This is a genomic window from Lentzea sp. NPDC051838 (assembly GCF_040681245.1).
Taxonomy (GTDB): Bacteria; Actinomycetota; Actinomycetes; order Mycobacteriales; family Pseudonocardiaceae; genus Lentzea.
Window position 1 is genome coordinate 43,351 of the sequence record NZ_JBFAYI010000033.1, and the last position, 19,762, is coordinate 63,112.

19 protein-coding genes and 1 tRNA gene are annotated in these 19,762 nt (G+C 65.4%); 8 read left to right on the forward strand and 12 right to left on the reverse strand.

Going from position 1 to position 19,762, the window contains the following annotated elements; genetic code table 11:
- Nucleotides 1-2: 2 nt before the first annotated feature.
- The gene (locus tag AB0M24_RS40350) at nucleotides 3-1,763 is read right to left on the reverse strand and encodes an alkaline phosphatase family protein (RefSeq protein ID WP_363779055.1); all 1,761 of its coding nucleotides are present in this window, start codon (nucleotides 1,761-1,763) and stop codon (nucleotides 3-5) included.
- A gap of 268 nt (nucleotides 1,764-2,031) precedes the next feature.
- Between AB0M24_RS40350 and AB0M24_RS40355 the strand changes: the two genes are divergently transcribed.
- The gene (locus AB0M24_RS40355) at nucleotides 2,032-2,553 is read left to right on the forward strand and encodes an NAD(P)H-dependent oxidoreductase (protein WP_363779057.1); all 522 of its coding nucleotides are present in this window, start codon (nucleotides 2,032-2,034) and stop codon (nucleotides 2,551-2,553) included.
- On the opposite strand, the gene AB0M24_RS40360 is transcribed toward AB0M24_RS40355, so the two are convergent.
- Both AB0M24_RS40360 and AB0M24_RS40365 read right to left on the reverse strand, forming a co-directional pair.
- Nucleotides 2,550-3,473, reverse strand: coding sequence for a DUF3103 family protein (locus tag AB0M24_RS40360; RefSeq protein WP_363779059.1), 924 nt, complete (start codon nucleotides 3,471-3,473; stop codon nucleotides 2,550-2,552). The genes AB0M24_RS40355 and AB0M24_RS40360 overlap by 4 nt on opposite strands.
- A 64-nt stretch (nucleotides 3,474-3,537) precedes the next feature.
- Nucleotides 3,538-4,620, reverse strand: a complete 1,083-nt coding sequence (locus tag AB0M24_RS40365; protein ID WP_363779061.1) for a bifunctional RNase H/acid phosphatase — start codon at nucleotides 4,618-4,620, stop codon at nucleotides 3,538-3,540.
- A 60-nt stretch (nucleotides 4,621-4,680) separates the two neighbouring features.
- Between AB0M24_RS40365 and AB0M24_RS40370 the strand changes: the two genes are divergently transcribed.
- Nucleotides 4,681-4,766 (forward strand) — tRNA-Leu (locus AB0M24_RS40370).
- On the opposite strand, the gene AB0M24_RS40375 is transcribed toward AB0M24_RS40370, so the two are convergent.
- Nucleotides 4,745-5,986: a zinc ribbon domain-containing protein gene (locus AB0M24_RS40375; protein WP_363779063.1), complete on the reverse strand. Its 1,242-nt coding sequence runs from the start codon at nucleotides 5,984-5,986 to the stop codon at nucleotides 4,745-4,747. The genes AB0M24_RS40370 and AB0M24_RS40375 overlap by 22 nt on opposite strands.
- Before the next feature lie 186 nt (nucleotides 5,987-6,172).
- On the opposite strand from AB0M24_RS40375, the gene AB0M24_RS40380 reads away from it, so the two are divergent.
- Both AB0M24_RS40380 and AB0M24_RS40385 read left to right on the forward strand, forming a co-directional pair.
- Entirely contained in the window at nucleotides 6,173-6,421 is a 249-nt protein-coding gene (locus AB0M24_RS40380; protein WP_363779065.1) for a hypothetical protein, read from the forward strand.
- 483 nt (nucleotides 6,422-6,904) lie between these two features.
- Nucleotides 6,905-7,681, forward strand: a complete 777-nt coding sequence (locus AB0M24_RS40385; protein WP_363779067.1) for a hypothetical protein — start codon at nucleotides 6,905-6,907, stop codon at nucleotides 7,679-7,681.
- A 1,360-nt stretch (nucleotides 7,682-9,041) separates the two neighbouring features.
- On the opposite strand, the gene AB0M24_RS40390 is transcribed toward AB0M24_RS40385, so the two are convergent.
- Entirely contained in the window at nucleotides 9,042-10,040 is a 999-nt protein-coding gene (locus AB0M24_RS40390; RefSeq protein ID WP_363779069.1) for an HNH endonuclease, read from the reverse strand.
- A gap of 386 nt (nucleotides 10,041-10,426) precedes the next feature.
- Entirely contained in the window at nucleotides 10,427-11,092 is a 666-nt protein-coding gene (locus AB0M24_RS40395; RefSeq protein ID WP_363779071.1) for a hypothetical protein, read from the reverse strand.
- 209 nt (nucleotides 11,093-11,301) lie between these two features.
- On the opposite strand from AB0M24_RS40395, the gene AB0M24_RS40400 reads away from it, so the two are divergent.
- Nucleotides 11,302-12,789 carry a pyridoxal-dependent decarboxylase gene (locus AB0M24_RS40400; protein WP_363779073.1) on the forward strand — a complete coding sequence of 496 codons (1,488 nt, stop codon included), beginning with the start codon at nucleotides 11,302-11,304 and terminating at the stop codon, nucleotides 12,787-12,789.
- Here AB0M24_RS40400 and AB0M24_RS40405 read toward each other — a convergent pair.
- Complete coding sequence (locus AB0M24_RS40405) at nucleotides 12,744-13,178, reverse strand: MarR family transcriptional regulator (protein ID WP_363779075.1); 435 nt, start codon at nucleotides 13,176-13,178, stop codon at nucleotides 12,744-12,746. The two genes, AB0M24_RS40400 and AB0M24_RS40405, sit on opposite strands and share 46 nt — an antisense overlap.
- A 46-nt stretch (nucleotides 13,179-13,224) precedes the next feature.
- Here AB0M24_RS40405 and AB0M24_RS40410 point away from each other — a divergent pair, with 46 nt between their 5' ends.
- Nucleotides 13,225-13,749 carry a DUF6790 family protein gene (locus tag AB0M24_RS40410; protein WP_363779077.1) on the forward strand — a complete coding sequence of 175 codons (525 nt, stop codon included), beginning with the start codon at nucleotides 13,225-13,227 and terminating at the stop codon, nucleotides 13,747-13,749.
- 1 nt (nucleotide 13,750) lies between these two features.
- Here AB0M24_RS40410 and AB0M24_RS40415 read toward each other — a convergent pair whose 3' ends face one another.
- The gene (locus AB0M24_RS40415; protein ID WP_363779079.1) at nucleotides 13,751-14,338 is read right to left on the reverse strand and encodes a hypothetical protein; all 588 of its coding nucleotides are present in this window, start codon (nucleotides 14,336-14,338) and stop codon (nucleotides 13,751-13,753) included.
- A 47-nt stretch (nucleotides 14,339-14,385) separates the two neighbouring features.
- Here AB0M24_RS40415 and AB0M24_RS40420 point away from each other — a divergent pair, with 47 nt between their 5' ends.
- Both AB0M24_RS40420 and AB0M24_RS40425 read left to right on the forward strand, forming a co-directional pair.
- Complete coding sequence (locus tag AB0M24_RS40420; protein ID WP_363779081.1) at nucleotides 14,386-15,189, forward strand: methyltransferase domain-containing protein; 804 nt, start codon at nucleotides 14,386-14,388, stop codon at nucleotides 15,187-15,189.
- Nucleotides 15,190-15,398: 209 nt separating this feature from the next.
- Entirely contained in the window at nucleotides 15,399-16,157 is a 759-nt protein-coding gene (locus AB0M24_RS40425) for a LuxR C-terminal-related transcriptional regulator (protein WP_363779083.1), read from the forward strand.
- Here AB0M24_RS40425 and AB0M24_RS40430 read toward each other — a convergent pair.
- From AB0M24_RS40430 to cobC, 4 genes are all read right to left on the reverse strand, one after another.
- Nucleotides 16,154-17,137 (reverse strand): hypothetical protein, encoded by a 984-nt coding sequence (locus AB0M24_RS40430; RefSeq protein ID WP_363779085.1) that lies wholly within the window; start codon nucleotides 17,135-17,137, stop codon nucleotides 16,154-16,156. The genes AB0M24_RS40425 and AB0M24_RS40430 overlap by 4 nt on opposite strands.
- A 70-nt stretch (nucleotides 17,138-17,207) precedes the next feature.
- A complete protein-coding gene (locus tag AB0M24_RS40435; RefSeq protein WP_363779087.1) occupies nucleotides 17,208-17,945 on the reverse strand; it encodes a C4-type zinc ribbon domain-containing protein in 738 nt (245 codons plus the stop codon).
- Nucleotides 17,942-18,769, reverse strand: a complete 828-nt coding sequence (locus tag AB0M24_RS40440; protein WP_363779089.1) for a Nif3-like dinuclear metal center hexameric protein — start codon at nucleotides 18,767-18,769, stop codon at nucleotides 17,942-17,944. Before AB0M24_RS40440 ends, AB0M24_RS40435 begins: the two co-directional genes overlap by 4 nt.
- Complete coding sequence (cobC, locus tag AB0M24_RS40445; protein ID WP_363779091.1) at nucleotides 18,766-19,761, reverse strand: Rv2231c family pyridoxal phosphate-dependent protein CobC; 996 nt, start codon at nucleotides 19,759-19,761, stop codon at nucleotides 18,766-18,768. The genes AB0M24_RS40440 and cobC overlap by 4 nt, the downstream gene beginning before the upstream one ends.
- Nucleotide 19,762: the final 1 nt, after the last annotated feature.

A 19,762-nucleotide genomic window follows, 5' to 3' on the forward strand; every position in this document is an offset into this window, starting at 1 on the left:
AGCTACTTCCAGACGTCGTTGAGCGGCGTCGCGAACTTGTCGTTGCGCGTCAACGGAGTCAGGCCGAGCGCGTTCTCCATCGTGCGGGAGACGCTGTAGTGGTCGTAGCGGTTCGCGCTGACGTAGCCGGTCTTCACCGTGCCCTGCGAGCCGACGACGATCGTCGGGATCCGCTGGCCGTGGTAGTTGTCGTCCTCGTCGAACGTGATGATCAGCAACGACCGCTGCTGCGTGAACGCGGGCGAGGTGAGGATCTTCGGCAGGTTCGCGCGGAACCAGTCGTCACCGGTCCTGGTGGAGCAGTTGTGCATGGTGTTGCACGTGTTCGGCTCGAACCAGACGAAGTTCGGCGTCGTCGCGGTGCTCTGCAGGTCGCTCCACAGCTGCGTGATCGGGTGGATCGAGCGGCGGCAGCGAGCGTCGTCGTCCGCGATGTTCTTGAAGAACAGGAAAGGCAGGTTGTCGACGTCGAAATTGCCGTTGCTGGTGCGGTTGCACGGTGTGCCCATGTCCTCGATGTAGCCGCGCCACGTCTTGTTCACCGATTCGATCCGGTCGGCGATGTTCGGCGCGTCGATCGAGCCCATGCCCGACGGCCACGGGTTGTCGGTGTGGCCGAACGTGCTGCCGCCCGCGACCGCCATGTAGTTGGGGTCGCTCGGGTGCACCACGCCGTAGGAGTCGCCGAGGCTGGAGTTGTTCTGCGCCAACGCACTCAGGTACGGCGCGTCCGCGTTGCCGATCACCTGGTCGCGGTGGCGGTTCTCCAGGATCGTGAAGAAGACGTGGTCGAAGCCCGGCACCGACGACGGTGGCGGGGTCGGGACGGGCGCGTTGGGCAGCGTCGCGGACAGGGTGAGCACGAGGTTGTCCGCGTAGGCGTCGTTGTACTGGTTGCCGGCGTTGCGCTTCGGGTCGCCGGAGAACGTCGCCAGCACGTCGATCGTCCGCGTGCCCGGTGGTACCTGTGCGTTCGCGGTGCGCTGCAACAGTTTCGTGGCGTTGCCCCGGTCTGTCGCCGTGACCGGGCCGATCTGCCCGGTGCCGAGAGCGGCGTTGGAGGCGTTGCGGAACGTGATCTTCACGGTGGCGCTGGAGATCTCGCTGGAGTAGCCGCCGAGCAGGCCGGACAACGTGTACGTGACGCCACCCGCGTCGATCTGGCTGCCCGCTTGGGAGACGTTCACCGTTTGCGAGAGGGTCGAGTCGCCGATCGGTCCACCGGCGAAGAACTGCGCGCCCTGCCCGCTCGTCGGGAAACCCTTGCCCACCGAGTAGCCGACGATCGTGGGCACACCGGTCGCGCGCCAGCCGGGGATCGTGACGCCGTCGTAGCCGCTGGTCGAGGCGTCCGCGAACTCGCCGTCCCCGTTGACGAGGAGGTTCGATCCTGCTTGGGGTGCGGCGACGGTGAACGGGACTGCGGCGGAAAGCTCGGTGTAGCCGTCGTTGTGGAAGTACCTGGCGACGTAGCTGCCGTTCGCGAGGCTCGTCGTCGGCATCGTGACCGTGCCCGAGGCGTTCGGCGCGTACTGCCACACCAGCGAGCCGGTGCTGCCGGGCGTCGCGTTCGGCGTGTAGACGCCGATCCAGTTCTTGGCACTGGTGGTATCCGTCGCGTAGCTCGCGACGACGTTCTGCCCTGGCGCATAGGTGGTGCGGTCGAGGCTCAGCGTGGAGCCCGCCGCCACCGCCGATGCCGGTACGAGCAGCGCGGCCACGAGGGCCAGCAGCCACGGGAGCACGTTCCACTTCGTCCGCATTATCCGCCCCTTTACGAACGATCCTGGCGTTCTTCGGGGAGTATTCCGACCTTCTTTCAGCTAGAACGCTCAAGAGGGCGAAGGTTTCCGGCAGGTTCACCGCGCGTTCGTCCCAGCGTCTGGGACTGGTTGTTCACCGGTCCGGACGTTGGTTCACTTCGGTCATGACACGACGTCGCCACGTCGACTACGGCCGCGTGGCAGCCAGCCTGTGTTGCCTCCGCTGAGTGCGCTTTCTTCTCGTCCGCGACCTCAGGGAGTGCTTGCCATGTCCGATCTGCTGATCATCTCCGGCGCGCCGTCCCACACCGCGCCGACCGGCGTCGTGGTGTCACACGTGTCCGCCGTGCTCTCGTCGTTGGGACACCACGTGTCGTTGCTAGACGTGCGCGCGCTGCCCACGTTGTCGTTGCTCACGGAGGACCTCCGCGATCCTGCTATCGGTGACGCGGTGAGCTCCGTGCTGTCCGCGGACGGCGTGGTGGTCGCCTCCCCCGTCTACCGCGCGGCCTACAGCGGTCTGGTGAAGGCGTTGCTCGACCTGCTGCCGAAGAAGGCGTTGCGGGGCCGCGCGGTGCTGCCGTTGGCGACGGGCGGCAGCCAGGGCTTCCTGGTCGCGATGGACTACGCCCTGCACCCGCTGCTCGCGGCCAAGGGCGCGGACCAGGTGGTGCGCGGAGAGTTCGTGCTGGACCAGAAGGTGGGCCTGCCCGAGTCGGCCGCTGTGCTGGACGCGGCGGCCGACCGGTTCGTGTCCGCTTTGACGCCTCGCTTGCGCCGCGCCTCCTAGAGCTCGCGAACCCAGTAGGGCCTGGTCTCCATCCATCCCCTGCCCGACGCGCCGTTGACGACGCCACCGCCTTGTTCGCTCAGCGTGTACCAGGACTCCACGTAGTCGGGGTCGTCCGTGTACCAGCTGTCCGGGATGGCGTCGAGAACCGCGCTGACGAGCGGGATGTACGCGCCACCGTCCACAATGGTCAGCAGCGCGGCGGCCAGCGCCTGGGCGAGCGCCTTGTAGTTCGTGTCGCCGTCGTCTTCCATCATGACGACGTCGGCGAGGTCGTACTTGTAGTTGTTCCAGTGCACGATCAGCTGGTTGGGCGAGTAGGTGGTGTTCTCCTCGTCCAGGTAGGGCATCGTCACCGGGTCGACGCGGACCTTGCCGTCGAGCCCGAAACCGGAGACCAGGCTGAAGATCTCCGCGTCGCCCTTGAACCAGGGCTCCTGGACGTCGCTGACCCTGACCTTGGTGACCTGCGTGGCCCAGTAGCCGGCCTGGATCTTTTGCTGCGCGGGCATGGCTTTGCGGATCACGTCCATGCCCAGGTTGACCGCCTTCTCCACGTCGATGTCGACGAGCAGCAGCGGCTGGTCGGGTTCTTTGTTTGTTGGGAGTGCGTGCTTGCGGCCGTTGCGGTCGTAGGCGGTGATGCTTTGGGCTTTGTCGTCGTCGGGTGCGGCCGCGACGAGCCGCTCACCTTTCGTGCCACCGACCAGCTTCGTTGTGATCAGCTTCTCGTTCTCCGGCAGGCCTTTGGCTCTGGCGATCTGCCGTTCGACCTTGGCCCGGTCCGCCGTGTTCGTGGCGATGTCGTGGGCGAGCCGGTCGAGGATCTGGTCGACGTTCGGAGACGCCGCTGCCGCCGTACCGGTGGGCACGACGGCAGCGACCAACAGGGCTGCGAGAGTTGCGCGCAGGGTTCTCATGTCTTCGGATCGTGGCCTGGTCGCTTGTGCCCGACAACCCGCCGAAGGACTACTTCGCCCCAGGTCAACCGAGGTGTGAGGTGTCGTTCACCAGCTTCACCGACGCATGCCCGTCGGAGTAGAACTCAGCCGTGGAGATGCCCGTCAGATCCAGGTGCATCCGGAACAGGAACTGCGGCCCGACGTCCAGTGCTTGGCGGAGCAGGGTCTTGATCGGCGTGACGTGGCTGACCACCACGATCGTCTTGCCGCCGAACTTGGCGATGATCTCGCTGCGCGCCTTGCGGACCCTCTGGTTGACCTCGTCGAAGCTCTCGCCGTTGGGCGGCTTCTGAGCGGTGTCGCTGAGCCACCGGCGGTGAATCTCGGGATCCTGCTGCGCCGCCTCCGCGAACGTCAGCCCTTCCCATGTCCCGAAGTCGGTCTCGATGAGCCCTTGGTGCGTCTGCACCTCAAGGTTGATCTTGTCCGCGAGCTTCTGCGCGGTCTGCTGCGCTCGTTGCAGCGGCGACGAGACGATCGCGTGGATTCCGTCCATTTTGGATAGACGCTCGGCAGCCTGCTCCGCCTGCTGGTGACCGAGCTCCGTCAGCACGTGATCCCCACGCCCCGAATACCGGCGCTCGACCGACAACTTGGTCTGCCCGTGCCTGAGCAGGATCAGCCGGGTCGGCTCACCGGTGGCCCCACTCCAATGCGGCTGCTTGTCGCCCTCCGCTGCGGTTTCCGCCTTGGTCTCCGCTTTGGTTTCCCCGTCCATGGCCTCGTTGGCCAGCCGATCGGCCTGCCGGTTGCGCTCCCGCGGAATCCACTCGTACGTGATCTTCGCGAAGCTGCGTGCGATCTGCTGGGCTTCTTTGGCGAGCGGCTGCATGGAGGGATGCTTGATCTTCCACCGCCCGGCCATCTGCTCGACGACCAGCTTGGAGTCCATCCGCACGTCGACGGTCTCGGCCTCGAGCTCCTGCGCGGCCCTCAAGCCCGCGATGAGCCCCTGGTACTCAGCCACGTTGTTCGTGGCGACACCGATGAACCCCTTGCGCTCGGCCAGCGTCTCACCGCTGAGCTTGTCGCGAACCACAGCGCCGTAACCAGCAGGTCCGGGGTTGCCCCGCGACCCGCCGTCGGCCTCGACGATGACCTTCACGGCCCGATCGTAACCCCGCGTTCAGACCCCGCTCGGACACGTTGTACGATGATCCCATCAGTCTGGGTGGCGGAATGGCAGACGCGCTAGCTTGAGGTGCTAGTGCCCGCAAGGGCGTAGGGGTTCAAGTCCCCTCTCGGACACCAGCTTTATCCCTAACCGAAGGCCGGATGCTCGCATCGAGTATCCGGCCTTCGGCGTTGTAGACCGTCTCCAGGCCGAGCTTCTCGTACAGTTTTTGCAGCTCATCGGGCTCGCCGCGACGTGTCATGCTCCTCACGTCTCCGAGCGAATCGACCATCGCGAAGATCGCCGCGACGCTCCGTCGGCCGCCGCGCTTCGGCATGCCGTCCAGCTCGGCTTCTGCCGCCGCGCGCTTCTGCTCCGCCTCGTTGATCGCCCCGACGAGCGCTTCTGGATTCACACCGGCCGCGATGGCGTCCTGGAATCGGCGCAGCTTCGCTTCTGCCTCGGTGAGCCGCTTCCGTGCGGCGGCCTGATCACCCGAACCTGGCTTTTCATCGCCTTGGGAAGCCGCCAGTGCTGAAACCGTGCTGTCGACGTTCTCAGGAGCGAAGAGCCGATCAAGCCACTCGTTGATTCGGTCGAGCGCCGCGCCTTCGGGGAGGTAGACGTTCGTCGGGTGCCCGTTCAGAGCGGGCGACCCTGGCACCATCGTCCGAAGTGCGCATCGGTAATAGGTCTTGCGACCGATGGGCGTTCCTTCCATACGCCGCGTGCAATACCCGCACTTCACACGACCACGAAGCGGGTAGACCCGCTTGGTTCGCTTCGATCCACGCACCAGCTTCTTTCCGGCCGAGAACCCTCCGGCAGCACGTGACCGCCGCAGCAACTGTGACTGGACGTAGACACCGTTGTGGCCGTAGTAGTCGACGAGCACACGAGCCAGTGCCGCCCGCCCAACCCTCGCTCGCCGCGCTCCCCGGTCCAGCAACTGCCCCAGATCGAGTTCCGCCAGGCTGGCGCGAACTTTCGACCGGCTCGTTCCCGGCTTCCATCCGACGCGTGCATCGAGCCAGTCCAGGGCTGCAGTCAACTCGACCGCGCCTCGCTCGGGCTGTTGCTGGCCAGCGAACTCGAGCGGCTCTGGTGGAGACAACAGGTCATCGATCCCGAGGTGAAAGATCCGTTCCAGCAAGCGCGCGGTCGCCGGCTGAACGGTTGGGGCGAGCGGTTGCCCAGAAGGCTTGCGACCTGCGATGAGGCGCTGAAGATGTCGCTTGCCGATCATTCCTGGCTCGTTGTGCTCACGTGCGAACGCCTCGGCGAAGTCGACAAACTCTTGGAGAGTCTCACCCCGTTGCTTGATCTTCTGCGCAAGGACCGTCCGGACCGTCCGCATGCCACCCCTTCCCCGCTCTCCCATGTCGCCTACATGTCGTCGCCAGGTCGTTCCGCTGACCAAGCGCTGATGCGACGTTGATTTCAGTTTGACACGGTGCGCTCGCAAGTAGTCCCTCGAAGCCATCCGGCGTGGACTCCTCCAGTCCGCCTCAGCGCCGCCGGACATATCGCAACGGAGGTCACCGTGGCTATACGCGGCGAACGGCACCAACCGGTGGAAGGCCTCCTCGGTTCGGGCTACGTGGTTTCGGTGGTGCGATCGAGCACACCGATCGAGACACACCTCGGCGACGACGACCTGATCTACGTCACGCTGCCCGGTAGTCCGTGCCAGGTGCTGATCAGCTTCGTGCCACATGCCGCTGAGAACTTCTCCGCGACATTGATCGAGCAGCTTCGCGCGCTCGCCGACCGCCGGGAGCAGCACAAATGACCGCTGCAGCATTGTGCGTCTGTGGACTCGACACAGTTCTGTTGGCGGTCTTCGCAGTGATCATCGCCATCGTGTATGGCGAACTGGTCGCGCGCCTGGCCGTTCGCCGAGTCTCTCCTGATCGAGCACGACACCGAACACTTGATGCCACGACGAGTCGACGTGATTCACGATGACGGTGGCGGTTCGAATGGCGCACGCCGACGAAGATCATAAGCTTGTTGTGCAGGCACGAGAGCGATGTGTGAGTTGGCTTTGCGGCCGCTGTGCACCAGGTTGCACGAGGTGTGTTGAGTGGCATGCGCCGACGCATGAGACACCAGGCCACAAGGATCGAGCCCAGGCCCAGCGCACACCGTCCCGCCTGGGGCTACGTGGGGCGTCCAACAGGCCGAGCCGGCAAGCCGCACACGCGCTTGCCGGTTGCGCACCGAGGCAGAAAAGCAGTAACGGCCGACCGTCGACTTCACCTATCGTCGACCCGTGAGCGCAGATCGCCCTGATGAGAAGTTTGCCTTCGCCGTGGTCAGTCGAGTTCTTGGCGTGTTGGTAGAAGAACACGACACCGGCAAGCTCCAAGCCGCGGTCGATGGACTTCTACACTATGCCGACGGCCATATTGCAGCATTGGAAATCTCCTCGCTCGGCCCGCCCGAAGAAGCTCGTACCATGAATCTCCTCAACAAGAGCAGACACAAGCGCTACGTTGAGGGCATTACTTCCGACTGGATCATCTCGCTACCTTGGAATTTCCATCCGGCCAAGTTTCCGCAAATCGACAACGCCCTTCGACATTGCGAAAAAATTGGCGCGAGACGCCTAAGTCGCGCAGACGGAACAAATTACGCAGTAGACGAACTCCTCGATCTCGGCGTCAGCGGTACGGCTACCGCCGAATCCGCCACAGGCGCGGCAGTGGTCTGGCTAGTCACCGCCTCAATTGGCGGTTTTACTGGGACTGGTAGTCAGGAACTTCCCCGCCAAGTGAACGATGCTCTGCTTGAAAGCAAGATGCAGACCAAACTAAAGAAACTCGGCGCATCAGGCTACAAGGAACAGCATCTTTTCCTAAATATCCGATCCCAGGCTTTCAGCTTCCCCGTCTACGAAAACCTGTGCTTCGGAGGCCCTCTCCCCAGCGAGCCGCCCCAACTCCCCGACGGACTTACTGAGCTGTGGCTAGCATCCGGCATAAAGGACGGCGGCGTAGTGCGAGCAATAGCGGGCCAAGAGTGGCGCAGGGAACATCCGTTCGACTGACCACTGGGCAAACTCATTGAAATTTCTTGGCGGCAACACAGGTCAGCCGCCCAGCAGATACTCTTTCCAAATCCAGTGACGACTACAATCCCCGCCGTAAACTCCACTTGACAAGAAAGTGTCCGACCCAGATGATACCGGGCCGGACACTTCGACGACCGGAGGCACGGAACGCAGGCATCTAGTTCAGAGGCCACCGTGGGCACCTCGCCGCCCCCATGCAGTGGAGGCCCCCGGAGTTGCCGAATCAGCAAATCACTTCGCGGTCTTCCTGTCAAGGAGATAAATTGACGAGCCTCGTTGTTTGGGTCTCGGCGGACCAGCGCGGCCCTGCGTCTATATATATCGCGACAGACAGCCGGATCAGCTGGCCAACCAGACAGAAGGTAACGACCTGCTGGGATGGCGGACGTAAGACTTATTGGACAACGAAGGTCCCACACGTACTTGGCTACGTCGGCGACGTCCTTTTCCCTGCCTTGACTCTCCCTTCAGTGATTGCGCAGTTGGACGAGTCGCCTCCAGCGGAGTCGGTTGCAGATGCGCAACAACAGGTGTTGAACCTCGTTGATTCAGCGTGGCGGGGCGCTCCGACAAATATCCGTGGCGAATGCTTCCTTGTACACGGAACGAGAATCGGCACCACAACAACTTGCAGTTTCGGAGTTCAGCTACTACACCTTCCATCTAACTCTTCTCGATGGACTGCGATTCCCCTAGAGATACCAAGCTTCAGCTCGAAAATCGAGTTCCTGGGCAGCGGCAGCAAGCAACTTGAGAACGAGTATAAGAATTGGGTGCCACCTTCAGGGTTCGACGCCGACAGTACTACGACAAGGGACCGTACGAGCCGCGCCGTCTTCAGTGCATTCTGCGATTCTTTGGAATCTGAGGGAGACCCACTAACCGGGGGAGCGCCTCAATTGGTTGGCCTCTACCGAATCGGGTCAGGGCGCACGTTCGGAGTGCACTGGAAGGGCCGAGCGTTTGCTCAAGGCACAGAAGTTCCGAGACTTACGTACCCCAACCTTGAATACCGCAATTCTCGCTTCGAGCGAGTCGATGCCAACGGAACCCTTGTACCCGGCGCACAGCGCCACGCCCAAAGACCGACATAGCCCTGACCGTGCACTTAACGCACGCGAGAGAGCTTGTTCAGATGGTGCAGGCTGGAAAATACCTCAGTAGGAGTCTCGACCGAATCCGGTCGCTGGTACACCCGCGCTCAGATCGACTGGCGACTGGGCCACAGCGCCCTGATGACGGCGTCTAGAGCACAAACCTCGAAAACTGCGGCGAATTCTGAGTATTCGCCCTATACGCCAACTCGAGGGCATCCCATCAGCACACGAGGTCGAGCCTAAGGTTCGGATCCGAGATCAAATATATCGTCCCTGCACGCGATGGCGCGCCCAACTGACCCCACGGGATTACATCGGGTTGACGATCGGCGTAGCTTAGCGTGCGAAGTGACCCGAAAGATGTGACTCCCCCGTCGCATGCGCTCCTGCGAGCCATATCTATTCCGGCGGCGGATACCTATTGGAGCCGGCCGCGCACGACTACTACAGATCGAGTCATGCTTCGCGACTGCCACCTCACGCAGCAGAGATTCATCAGGGCCATACATCTGAAGCAGCTCACGCGCCCAGTCCAAAAGGTCGAGTATGTTTTGACCAGCTCCGTGTTGCGACGCACGCAACTCTAGATTTGAAGGTCTATTGTCGTCACGCCGACCGTTCTTGTGATGAACAGTGGACCCTTTCGGCAAAGCGTGCCCGAGCAGGTCAGACAAGATGACCCTGTGCTGCAACGCCCATCCCGTGCTATTTACCTCAGAATGCCCCGGCTGATACACCAGCACATACCCGTCAGATGTAAGCTTCGTCCTACCTTCAACTGTACGGCGCCCAACTTCATAACATGATCGGGAGCACCATACATCCTCATCAGAAGGTCTAACACGGAACCGCTCCTGACACACAGGACATGTCTTTAGATAGCCGTTGCGCGATTGAAAAATGTCGTGACAAGACTTGGAGCAGAATCTATTTGGACTACCGGTCCTAGGATAGAAATCGCGGCCGCACCGTTCTTGCTGGCACGTAGCCATATCCTTCCTTCTTGGCTTGCTCCCGATTCGGTCTCGGCATGCTTTCGAACAAAAGAAGCGGCCCGTTGAGTTTCTGGCAACTACAGACTCGTAGCGCTCAAGCAGAAGTCCACAACAAGTACAACTAACCACAACGCGATCTACTCGCGGGCGTCCTGTTCTCATACTTCCCTTCCAGTGACGCGCCGTTAAGCTACCAAGCCGACTCACCCCAGCGAGATCGTAATCGAACATGTGTTCGCTCATGTGGTAGCCGAATTCTCGGCGTGTCGACACAGAGCACTCACCGCAGTTCGAGGTGTGCGCCCACCCTCTGGGTCAAGGTTCCTGTCCCATCGCCGGAAGCACTGCTTCTCCATGCCACGGGAGTCCAACTAGGCGTCGTGGGACGAGCAGCCCCTGGCCCGTCCCACACCGCCCTGGGCAGCGTTCACACAGCTTGAAGCACGGTTTCACCCGTCCCACACGCTTGTCCCAACCTCAGTTCAAGAAGGACAGCCAGGACAGCTCGGCCCAGGCCCTCAACCCAGGTCAAGCCGTAGGGATAGAGAGCAAGTCGCTTCTCGGACACTGAAGAAGATCGAGCGGATGGGCCGTACACAAGACGGCCCATCCGCTTTTTCGCACCCGGTTCAGAGTTCCTGATCTCCGGTCGGCAGCTTGTCCAGCCATCCAGGCGCCAGTCGAAGGCGCGCGGCGGACGCCGACACGTCGTCCGGGTAGCGCGGACCGAACCGGCGCCAGAAGTCGACGAACACCCACGCCGAATCCAGCTCGAACTCGTCGTCGGGGAACGCCTTCACCCTGTCGGGCTCGTCGTCGCCCTCCTCGTCCTCCTCGATGTGCACGAGGTAGGGGGCGACCTGCTCCACCGGGCAGCCGGTGGCGTCGGCGATCACCTCGGGCTTGCCCGCGTACTTGGTGGCGAGGGCGGCGGCTTCGTCCTCGTCTTCGGCGAAGTAGTCCGGTATCGAGGCGAACCGGTCGAGCGTCTCGCCGTCGCGCAGCAGCGAGTGGGTCCAGTAGTCGCCGTCGTAGATGCGTGCTGTGCTGGTCAGGACGCCGAGCTCACGGCTCATATGTTCGGCGGCGGCTACTTCGATGAAGTAGTTCGGCCAGAGGACCACCGTCCAGCCGTTCGCCGGCGGGTAGATCTGCACTTCGTCGGCGGTCACCGGCTCTGCGGCCTCAACGCGCGCGGCGGGCGAGGAGTGCGCCGCGACGAAGCCGCTGACTGCTGCCACGACAGCAATCACGTCCGCGGTCTTGAAAGCCGACGCCGCCACGAACTCGCCCATGTGAAACCCCTCTGCCGCACAGCCAAAGATCTCCCGTCGTTCGACCATGATTCCTCACTGAGGACCACATGAGCAGGGTGAGATCCGCAGGCCGAGACTCTTCTGCTTTTTGCGCGAAACGCAAACAGAGCGCTCTCGGCCGGAACCCTGTGAGGGGCGTAACGTCTCAACAGCCATTGTCTTAATAGGCTCAACCTATCGTTGATCATGTGTTCACAGCGCACTCGACCGACATCTCACCGCTCGTTCTGAACCCTGACACCTTCCGCGAGGAACTGGTCAGGGCCGCGCACTGGGCGGCCGACTACCTGCAGGCTCTGCCCAGCTCGCCCGTCACGACCCCGATGCCGGACGAACACCGACGCGCCTTGTCCACCCCGGCACTGAGCGACGACGGTAAACCGGCCTCAACGTTCCTCGACTTCGTTTCCTCGGAAATCGCTCCCTATTCCGGAGGCAACGGCCATCCGGCATTCTTCGCATGGATCACCACACCGCCCGCGCCTACAGGGATCATCGCTCACCTGCTCGGAGCGACGTTGAACGCCAGCTGCGGCTACGGCGAGAACGCGCTGGTCGAGTTGGAGCGTGGCGCGGTTCGCGCGCTCGCCGAGTTGGCCGGTCTGCCGGCCGGCACGGGCGGGGTGCTGACCAGTGGCGGGTCCATGGCCAACCTGCTCTGCCTGGCGGCTGCCCGCACCTGGTTCCTGCGCGGCCGTGGCGCCGTGGACGGTGAGGCGTACGACGAGGCTCATGCGCGCCTGGTCTGCTACCAGTCAGCCGAGACGCACATGAGCGTGAGCAAGTCCGCGCGGACCATCGGGATGCCGTCCTCACGTGTGCGCGCAGTGCCCACGACGTCAGATCAACGGATGGACGTCGTCGCGTTGCGCGCCGCCGTCGACGCGGACGTCGCGGCGGGGCTCCTGCCGTTCTGCGTGGTCTCGAGCCTGGGCACCACCAGCACAGGCGCCGTCGACCCGATCGCCGAGATCACCGCGGTGTGCCGCGAGTTCGGCATGTGGCACCACGGCGACGGCGCCTACGGGGGCCTCGGGGCGGCGCATCCCGCGCTGGCTCCGCACTACGAGGGAGTCGGTCAGCTCGACTCCCTCACCATCGACCCGCACAAGACGCTCAACACTCCCATCGCCTGCGGCGCCGCCCTGGTCACGAAACCCGCGCGGTTGCAGGAGGCGTTCACCGTCGAAGCCTCCTACCTGGAAGGCAACGACGACTGGCCCTGGCTCTCGGACTACACCGTCGAGCTGACCCGGCCCGGCGACCGGGCGCTTGCCGTTCACGCCGTGCTGCACCACCTCGGCAGGCAGGGTGTGACCGCGCTGATCGACGGCTACCTGAGGCACACCGAGCACCTGCGCCGACTCGTCGACGAGGAACCCGAGCTCGAGCTCGCCGCCGCAGGACCGTGGTCCATCACCTGTCTGCGGTACCGGCCTGCCGGGTACGACGGCGACCTCGACGATCTCACCGCGCGCATCGCCGCGGAGGTCCAGCGGCGCGGCGCCGCCTTCCTGGCGACCGTCCGCGTCCACGGCGAACTCGCCCTGCGGGTGTCGATCTGCGGCCACCGCACCACGAAGGCCGATGTCGAAACTCTCGTCGCCGAGATCCTCGACGTCGGCCGTGGCTACGTCTCCAGGATCTCGGCCAGGCGCAGGGTGTCGCTCAGGTAGCGCTCATAAGGGAAACCCGCGTTGAGCAGGGCGGTGCGCAGTTCGTCGTACATCGGCTTCCCGTTGTCGTGGAACGCTTTGCCGCCGGCCTCGGTGAGGCTCACCAGGCGGCGGCGCGCGTGCTCGGGGTCGACGCGGACCTCTACGTGGCCTGCCGCTTCCAGTGGGCGCAGCGCCCTGCTGATCGCCGGGTCGGACACCGACAACGCCTGCGCGAGCTGGTGTTGCGTCGCCGGCTGGATCTCCTCCAGCGTGCCCAGCAGCCGCAACTGGCTGTAGGTGAGCCCGTCCTGGCCTCCGTCGGTCTCCTGCTGCCGGGCGGCTTCTCCGAGCAGGTACACGACCCGGTGCAGCAGGTCCGCTAGTCCGTCGTCCACGGTGTCGATCATACCTCAATGTTGCGCGGTTAATATTAACCATGCAAGACTCGATGCCATGGACGCGCTCTCTTACCTCGCCAAGACCTCGTTTCCCCTGCTCTGGCTGCTGATCGCGGTCGTCGGGGCGGTCGTGCGCGCCCGTCACAGCCCGTCCCGCGCTGCGACGCTCGAGACCTGGCAGCGGTGGTGGGCCGGCGCCGCGCTCGGTGGTGGCAGCGCTTGGCTCGTCGTCGCGTTCCTGGTCGTGCCGGTCGAGATGGCGGCCACCATCGGTTTCGCGCGCACGCCGTTCGAGTTCGAGATCGCCTTCGCCAACCTCGCCCTCGCGGTGCTGGCCTTCCGCGCCGCGTCGTCGTCGGCCACCACCAGGGAACGCGTGCTCGTCGGTCTGGGTGCCGGGATGTTCCTGTGGGGCGCGGTGATCGGGCACGTCTACCAGTGGTTCGCGGCCGGCAACCACGCGCCGGGCAACACCGGCGGCATCCTGATCTACGACGTGCTCGCGCCCGCGGTCCTGATCGTCCTCGCGCACAAGGCACAACGACTGTCCACTGCGGACGAACCTGCTCTCGCGAGCTAGTTCACAGCAGGTCGTCCCAGAACGGAATCGGCTTCGGGTGCCGCAACGGACGGTCCTGATCGCGAACGTAGAACTCGCGGGCGACGTAGTCGAGGAGGTCGACCCCGTAGTAGATGATGTCCGTCTGGTACATGGACAGCACCGGGTTCCCGAAGCTGCCGCGGCCCGCCGGCAGACAGCGGTGGAGGTAGACCGGAATCATCTGCGGCACGGTGGCGAGGTGCGCCCGCGCCTGGTCCACGGCCTCGGCGTCGTCCGACGGCCGCTCGCCCCAGCTTTGGTGCCAGAAGCTGTTTTCCTGCACGTCGAACAGCACTCCGTCGACCGGCCAAGCCGCCCTGTGACGGAGCTCCTCCACGTCGTCGTTGCGCCAGTCGGGCCAAGAACCGCCGGTCGGGAGCACTTCGGCGAGCATCGCGCGGTGGTCGTCGGCGAACTCGAACCCGAGGCTCTCCTCCACCGAGGAGAGCTCGGCCTCGGTCAGACCGGGCTGCAGCGAGACGCCGTCGCGCACGCCGGGTCTGATCAGATGCGCCCTCAGGAAGTCCGCCGCGGCCGAGCCGAGCGCCGCGCCGTTGTCGAAGTCCATGGCCCAACCGTCTCAGAAACCCGCGGGTCATGTGGAAGCATTTCGATATGGCCCAGGAGGACTTCCGCGGCGCTTTCGACGCCGCCGCAAGGGATTTCACCGCACTCGGCCCGCATCTGTGGAATCCGATCGGTGCCGCGGTGACAGCGATTTCGAGACCGGCGCCGGGCGAGCGCGTGCTCGACGCCTGTTGCGGCACGGGGGCTTCCGCGATCCCGGCGGCGCGCGCGGTCGGGACGGCAGGGCGCGTTGACGCCGTGGATCTGTCCGGGCCGATGGTCGAGGAGGTGCGGCGGCAGTCGGACGGGCTGCCGCAGCTGCGTCCTGGGCAGGCCGACGTGACCGCGTGGGCGGGGGCCGACTACGACCTGGTGCAGTGCGCTCTGGGGATCTTCTTCTTCCCCGACATGACCGCAGGCACGGATCACCTGATCAGCCGCGCGCGTCCCGGTGGGCGGGTCGTGCTCACGATCTGGCGCGGCGACACGGTGATGGCGCCCGGCCGTCATCTCGGCCGCGCTGTCTCCGCTGTCACCGGGGCGGAGTCTCCGGCGCCGCGGCCGCCGCAGCTGATCGACCGGATCAGCCAGGCTGACTCGTACGCGGCGTGGCTGACCGAGCGCGGGCTCGACGAGGTCGAGGTGACCGTGAACGAGATGAGCCTGGCGATGACCGACGAGGTGGCGTGGCTGCTCGTGCTCGGGTCGGGTTTCCGGCGTGCGCTGACGGATCTTCCCGCTGAGGCCGTCGCGGATGTTCGCGAGCACTATCTGGCTTCACTGAGCGAATCCGGCCTGTCCGACCTGGACGCCACGACGTTGATCGGCAGCGGCGTTCGTCAGCGCCCGTAGTGGGTGACGGGCGGCCGCTTCCCCCCGGAGCGCCCGCCCGTCACCATTCCCCCAAGACCATGGCCGTCACCCTGGCGGAACGCGGAGCCGCGGGCCAGTGGAGAGAGTGCGTATTGCTGAGGCGTCGTCAACTGTGATAGCCCGACACGCCACTAAGTGGGTGCTCGACACGCATGCCCCGGCCCGCCGCGATCGGCAGAATGCCGTCCATGTCCACCCTGCTCGCCCGCGACTACGAGCGCATGCTGGATCTCGCGGTGGCGCTGCTCGAGGATCCCTGCGGCACGCCGCCCTGGTCTCTGATGCTGACCGAGCTCACCGACGTGCTGGGCTGCTGCATGGGGATCTTCGCCGACGGGACCGAGCGCGTTGCCGCGTTCGCGCCGCACGACCTGGGTGACCTGCCGCTCAACGAACTTCTCGGCGAGTACGCGCCCCAGCACGTGCTGGCTCGCCACTACGTCGCCACCGGAGACACGACGCCGCTCGCCGTCACGGACTTCGTCAGCCAACGCGACTGGCGCCAGACAGGTGTGTACGACAGCGTCTACGGCCTGACCGGCGCCACGCACCAGATCGCGGTCCCTCTCGCCGCACCGACAGGCGTGCTCTACTCGTTCCTGCTCGGCCGCCGCGGTCGCGACTTCACCCAACGCGAACGCGCCTACCTGCAGCGTGTGCAGCCTCTGCTGCTGCGAGCCGACGCACACCAACGGCAGCTGCGGCGATCCCGTGAGGCGTCCGGCGGAACCGACCCCAGCGCGCTTGGGATCACTGCGAGAGAGGTCACCGTGCTGTCGTTGCTCGCCGAAGGGCTGACCACGGCCGCGATCGCCCGGCGGCTGCAGATCGCGCCCGGTACGGCGAACAAGCACCGCGAGAACCTCTACCGCAAGCTCGGTGCGGGTGATCGCGTGTCCGCCGTGCTCCGGGCGCAGAAGCTGGGAATCCTCACCGCGAACGACTAGCTGCGGGCAATCGCATAGATCGCGCTCATGTCCGAGTTGTGCCTGCTCGTGGATCCACGAGCGTCCGTGAGATTGCTCGCGACACCCTGCACCGCGCCCGTTTCACCGGAAATCCACTTCACCAGAAAATAGGCGTTGAAGCGCGGAATGCAGCCGTTGTCGGTTTTCACCTGGAAACCGGTTTTCTTCAACGGAACGACGACGTGGTGCACCCAGTAGGGCGTTTCCGAGGTGACTGCGGTGGAATCGGTCTGACACAACGTTCCGTCGGCTTTCCACTGGTTCACCAAGAGCGTGTAGGAGGCCTTGGAAGTCTTCGTCTTGTCGCATTGCCCGGTGGTGTGGCAGACCATGTATTCGACGTTGGCGACCACGTCGAGGGTTTTGGCCTGGGCGTCGAACATCGGGAGCGCCGGTTGGCGGGTGATCGGGTTCGCGGCGTCGAGCTTCGTGAAGGTCGGCACGGCGGACTGGATCGCCCTGCCTGCTTGCGGGGTGATCCGCATCGAACCGCCGACCAGCGCGACGGTCGAGTCGTCCCAGCCCAGCGAGGCCGTGCGGATGTAGGCGGTGCAGGTCACGCGGGTGGCGACACCGGGGTCGACGAGCTGGCTGGTGGTCAGCGTCAGGTCTTCCCACTGGGGTGCGCCGCTGCCCATTTGGTAGACGTTCTGACCCAGCACCGCGTTCTTGCCGCCGCCCGCCCATTTGCAGACGATCTCGTTGTCGAACAACGTGCGAATCGTCGCCGAGTTGACCCGCATCGTCGCTTCGACCTTGGCGGACTGCGATGCGGCCAGGTCCAGCGTGACCGAACCCAGCGCCACCACGTTCTGGTCACCGGTTCCGTCTTTCGGCACGCCAGGACCGAGAACGGTTTGCGGCGTGAAGGTGACGCTGGTGGCCGCCGAGGCCGCCGGGACGTTCAGAGCCAGTACCGCCAGCGTCGCGGCGGCTACCACGGACAGGGCCTTGCGCATGCCTACCTCCCATACACGGTGTACGGGAGGCAAGCTACGGAGGCGCTCTACACGTTCTCTACAAAAGAATTCAGAGGCCTGATTCCGAGGTGCGGACCAGAATGGCGCCGCATTCCTCGCAACGCACGACCTCGTCCGCCGCGGCTTCCTTCAGCTTGGAGACGGTGCTGCGGTCCAGCTCGATCCGGCAGGCGCCGCAGCGACGGGACTGGATCAGGGCCGCGCCGATACCGCGCTGCTCGCGCTGGCGGTCGTAGGCCTTGAGCAGATCGTCCGGGAAGCCCTTGGCCATCGTCGAACGGTCGGCGGTGCGCCGGGTCTCGGTCGCCTCCAGGTCGGCCAGGGCGGCGTCACGGCGGCGGCTGGCGTCTTCCAGGGTCTCGCGCGACTTGTCCAGCTCCACGCGGGCGAAGGACGTGTCGGCCTCGACGGCCTCACGGCGTTCCATCAGCTCCAGCAGGTCGTCCTCGAGGACGCCCTGGCGGCGCTGGAGGGTGGCCAGCTCGTGCTCGAGGTCGGTGAGCTGCTTGGCGCCGACCGAGCCGGACTGCATCAGCTTGCGGTCGCGGTCCTCGCGGGCGCGGACCTGGTCGATCTCGGTCTCCTGGCGCTTCACGTCGCGGTCCAGGTCGCCGAGCGTCGTCTCGACGGCGACCAGCGCGTCCTGCTTCGTGCGCACCAGCTGCTCGGCCTCGGCGATCTCCGCGATCTCGGGCAGCGTGCGGCGACGGTGGGTGACACGCGCCAGTTCGGCGTCGACCTCGGCCAGGTCGAGCAGCCTGCGCTGCACTGCGGGATCGGCTTTCACGCATGTCCTCCTGCTGCTGAGCTCGTCGCACCGACGGTCCACGGATCGGTCCGCCGGGTGGAGACGAGTACGTCGACCCTACCGCCGAAGGCCGCCCGCAGGATCTCCGCCGCCTGCTCGCACCACGGCCACTCGCTGGCCCAGTGCGCCACGTCCACCAGCGCGGGGCCACCGGACTCGATGTGCTCGCTCGCCGGGTGGTGGCGCAGGTCGGCCGTCACGTACGCGTCGACGCCCGCGCGCTTGGCCGTGGCGAGGAAGCTGTCGCCCGCGCCGCCGCACACCGCGACCCGCTTGATCAGGCGTTCCGGGTCGCCGGCCGCCCGGACTCCCTGGACGGTGACGGGCAGCGCGTCGGCCACGCGCTGGGCGAAGGTGCTGAGCGGTTCGGCTTCTGCCAGCTCACCGATGCGGCCAGTTCCGGTGTCTCCCGCGGGCTCTGCCGGTTCGAGAGGGCCGGTGACGGTGAGACCGATGGCTTTCGCGAGGGCATCCGAGACGCCGGGCAGAGCGCTGTCGGCGTTGGTGTGCGCGCAATACAAGGCGGCGCGGTTCCGGATCAGCTTGTGCACCAATGCACCCTTGGGGTCGTCGGCAGGAACACCGTTGACGCCGCGCAGAAGCAGCGGGTGGTGCGCGAGCAGCAGCTGCGCCCCGACCTCCACCGCCTCGTCCACAGTGGACTGGGTGGGGTCGACGCAGACGAGGATCTTCGCGACATCCTCGTCCGGGTCTCCGCAGACCAGGCCCACCGCATCCCAGCTCTCGGCGGTCTTCGGCGGATACGCGGTCTCCAGCGCCACGATCACGTCGGCGAGCTTCACGCCAGTTCCTCCATCACTACCCGCAACGCGTCCACGAACACCGCGAACTCCTCCGGCGGCCGGATCGCCACGCGCAGGTACGTGTCGTCGAGGCCGGGGAACGTGTCGCACCTGCGCGCGGCGATTCCCTTGTGCCGCAACGCCTCGTGCGCCCCTCTCGACACTCTGACCAGCACGAACGGCCCGTTCGGCGCAACGACGACCAGATCTTGGAGCTGCTCCAACGCGTACGCGGCGTGCTCTTGCGCTTGCAGTGCGAACCGCGCCGACTGTTCGAGCGCTTCCGGTTCGCAGCACGCGGTGATCGCTTCCAGCGTCAGGCTGCCGACGGGCCAGTGCGGGCGGCCGTGGGCGAGTTTCGCGAGCGTGTCCGGGTCACCGAGGAAATAGCCGGCGCGCAGGCCCGCGAGGCCCCACGTCTTGGTGAGGCTGCGGAGAACCAGCACGTCCGGGTCGTGCGCGAGCGACTCCGGCTCGCCCGGCACGGCGTCCATGAACGCCTCGTCGACGACCAGCTTCCCCGGCAGAGCCTTGAGAGCGTCGCGGGAGTGCAGCACCGACGTGGGATTCGTCGGGTTGCCGATGACGGTGAGGTCGACGTCGGGGAACGGCCCGTTGAGCGTGAAATCGCCGCCGAGCAGCACGTGGTGGATCGGAATTCCGGCATCGCGAAAGGCCACTTCGGGCTCGGTGAACCCGGGATGCACGATGGCGACGCGGCGCGGGGAGAGCTTCGGCAGCAGCGCGAAGCCCTCCGCGGCACCGTTGAGCAGCAGAACCTCGTCAGGCGAGCGCCCGTGGCGGCGTGCGACGGCCTCACGCGCGCGTTCTTCAGCCTGTTTCGAGGGGTAACGCCCGAGGTCGTCGAGCGCCGCGGCCAGCCGGTCGCGCAGCCAACGCGGCGGGTGCGGCACCCGGACGTTGACGGCGAAGTCGGCGAGGCCCGGCGCGGCGTCGACGTCACCGTGGTGGCGCAGGTCTGGGCTGGTCATC

Coding starts and splice junctions, on each gene's coding strand:
- AB0M24_RS40420 (WP_363779081.1), top strand. CDS start 14,386: ATGGCCCAGGAGGACTTCCGCGGCGCTTTCGACGCCGCCGCAAGGGAT.
- AB0M24_RS40355 (WP_363779057.1), top strand. CDS start 2,032: ATGTCCGATCTGCTGATCATCTCCGGCGCGCCGTCCCACACCGCGCCG.
- AB0M24_RS40395 (WP_363779071.1), bottom strand. CDS start 11,092: ATGGGCGAGTTCGTGGCGGCGTCGGCTTTCAAGACCGCGGACGTGATT.
- AB0M24_RS40350 (WP_363779055.1), bottom strand. CDS start 1,763: ATGCGGACGAAGTGGAACGTGCTCCCGTGGCTGCTGGCCCTCGTGGCC.
- AB0M24_RS40415 (WP_363779079.1), bottom strand. CDS start 14,338: ATGGACTTCGACAACGGCGCGGCGCTCGGCTCGGCCGCGGCGGACTTC.
- AB0M24_RS40430 (WP_363779085.1), bottom strand. CDS start 17,137: ATGCGCAAGGCCCTGTCCGTGGTAGCCGCCGCGACGCTGGCGGTACTG.
- AB0M24_RS40410 (WP_363779077.1), top strand. CDS start 13,225: ATGGACGCGCTCTCTTACCTCGCCAAGACCTCGTTTCCCCTGCTCTGG.
- AB0M24_RS40390 (WP_363779069.1), bottom strand. CDS start 10,040: ATGAGCGAACACATGTTCGATTACGATCTCGCTGGGGTGAGTCGGCTT.
- AB0M24_RS40425 (WP_363779083.1), top strand. CDS start 15,399: ATGTCCACCCTGCTCGCCCGCGACTACGAGCGCATGCTGGATCTCGCG.
- AB0M24_RS40405 (WP_363779075.1), bottom strand. CDS start 13,178: ATGATCGACACCGTGGACGACGGACTAGCGGACCTGCTGCACCGGGTC.
- AB0M24_RS40360 (WP_363779059.1), bottom strand. CDS start 3,473: ATGAGAACCCTGCGCGCAACTCTCGCAGCCCTGTTGGTCGCTGCCGTC.
- cobC (WP_363779091.1), bottom strand. CDS start 19,761: ATGACCAGCCCAGACCTGCGCCACCACGGTGACGTCGACGCCGCGCCG.
- AB0M24_RS40375 (WP_363779063.1), bottom strand. CDS start 5,986: ATGCGGACGGTCCGGACGGTCCTTGCGCAGAAGATCAAGCAACGGGGT.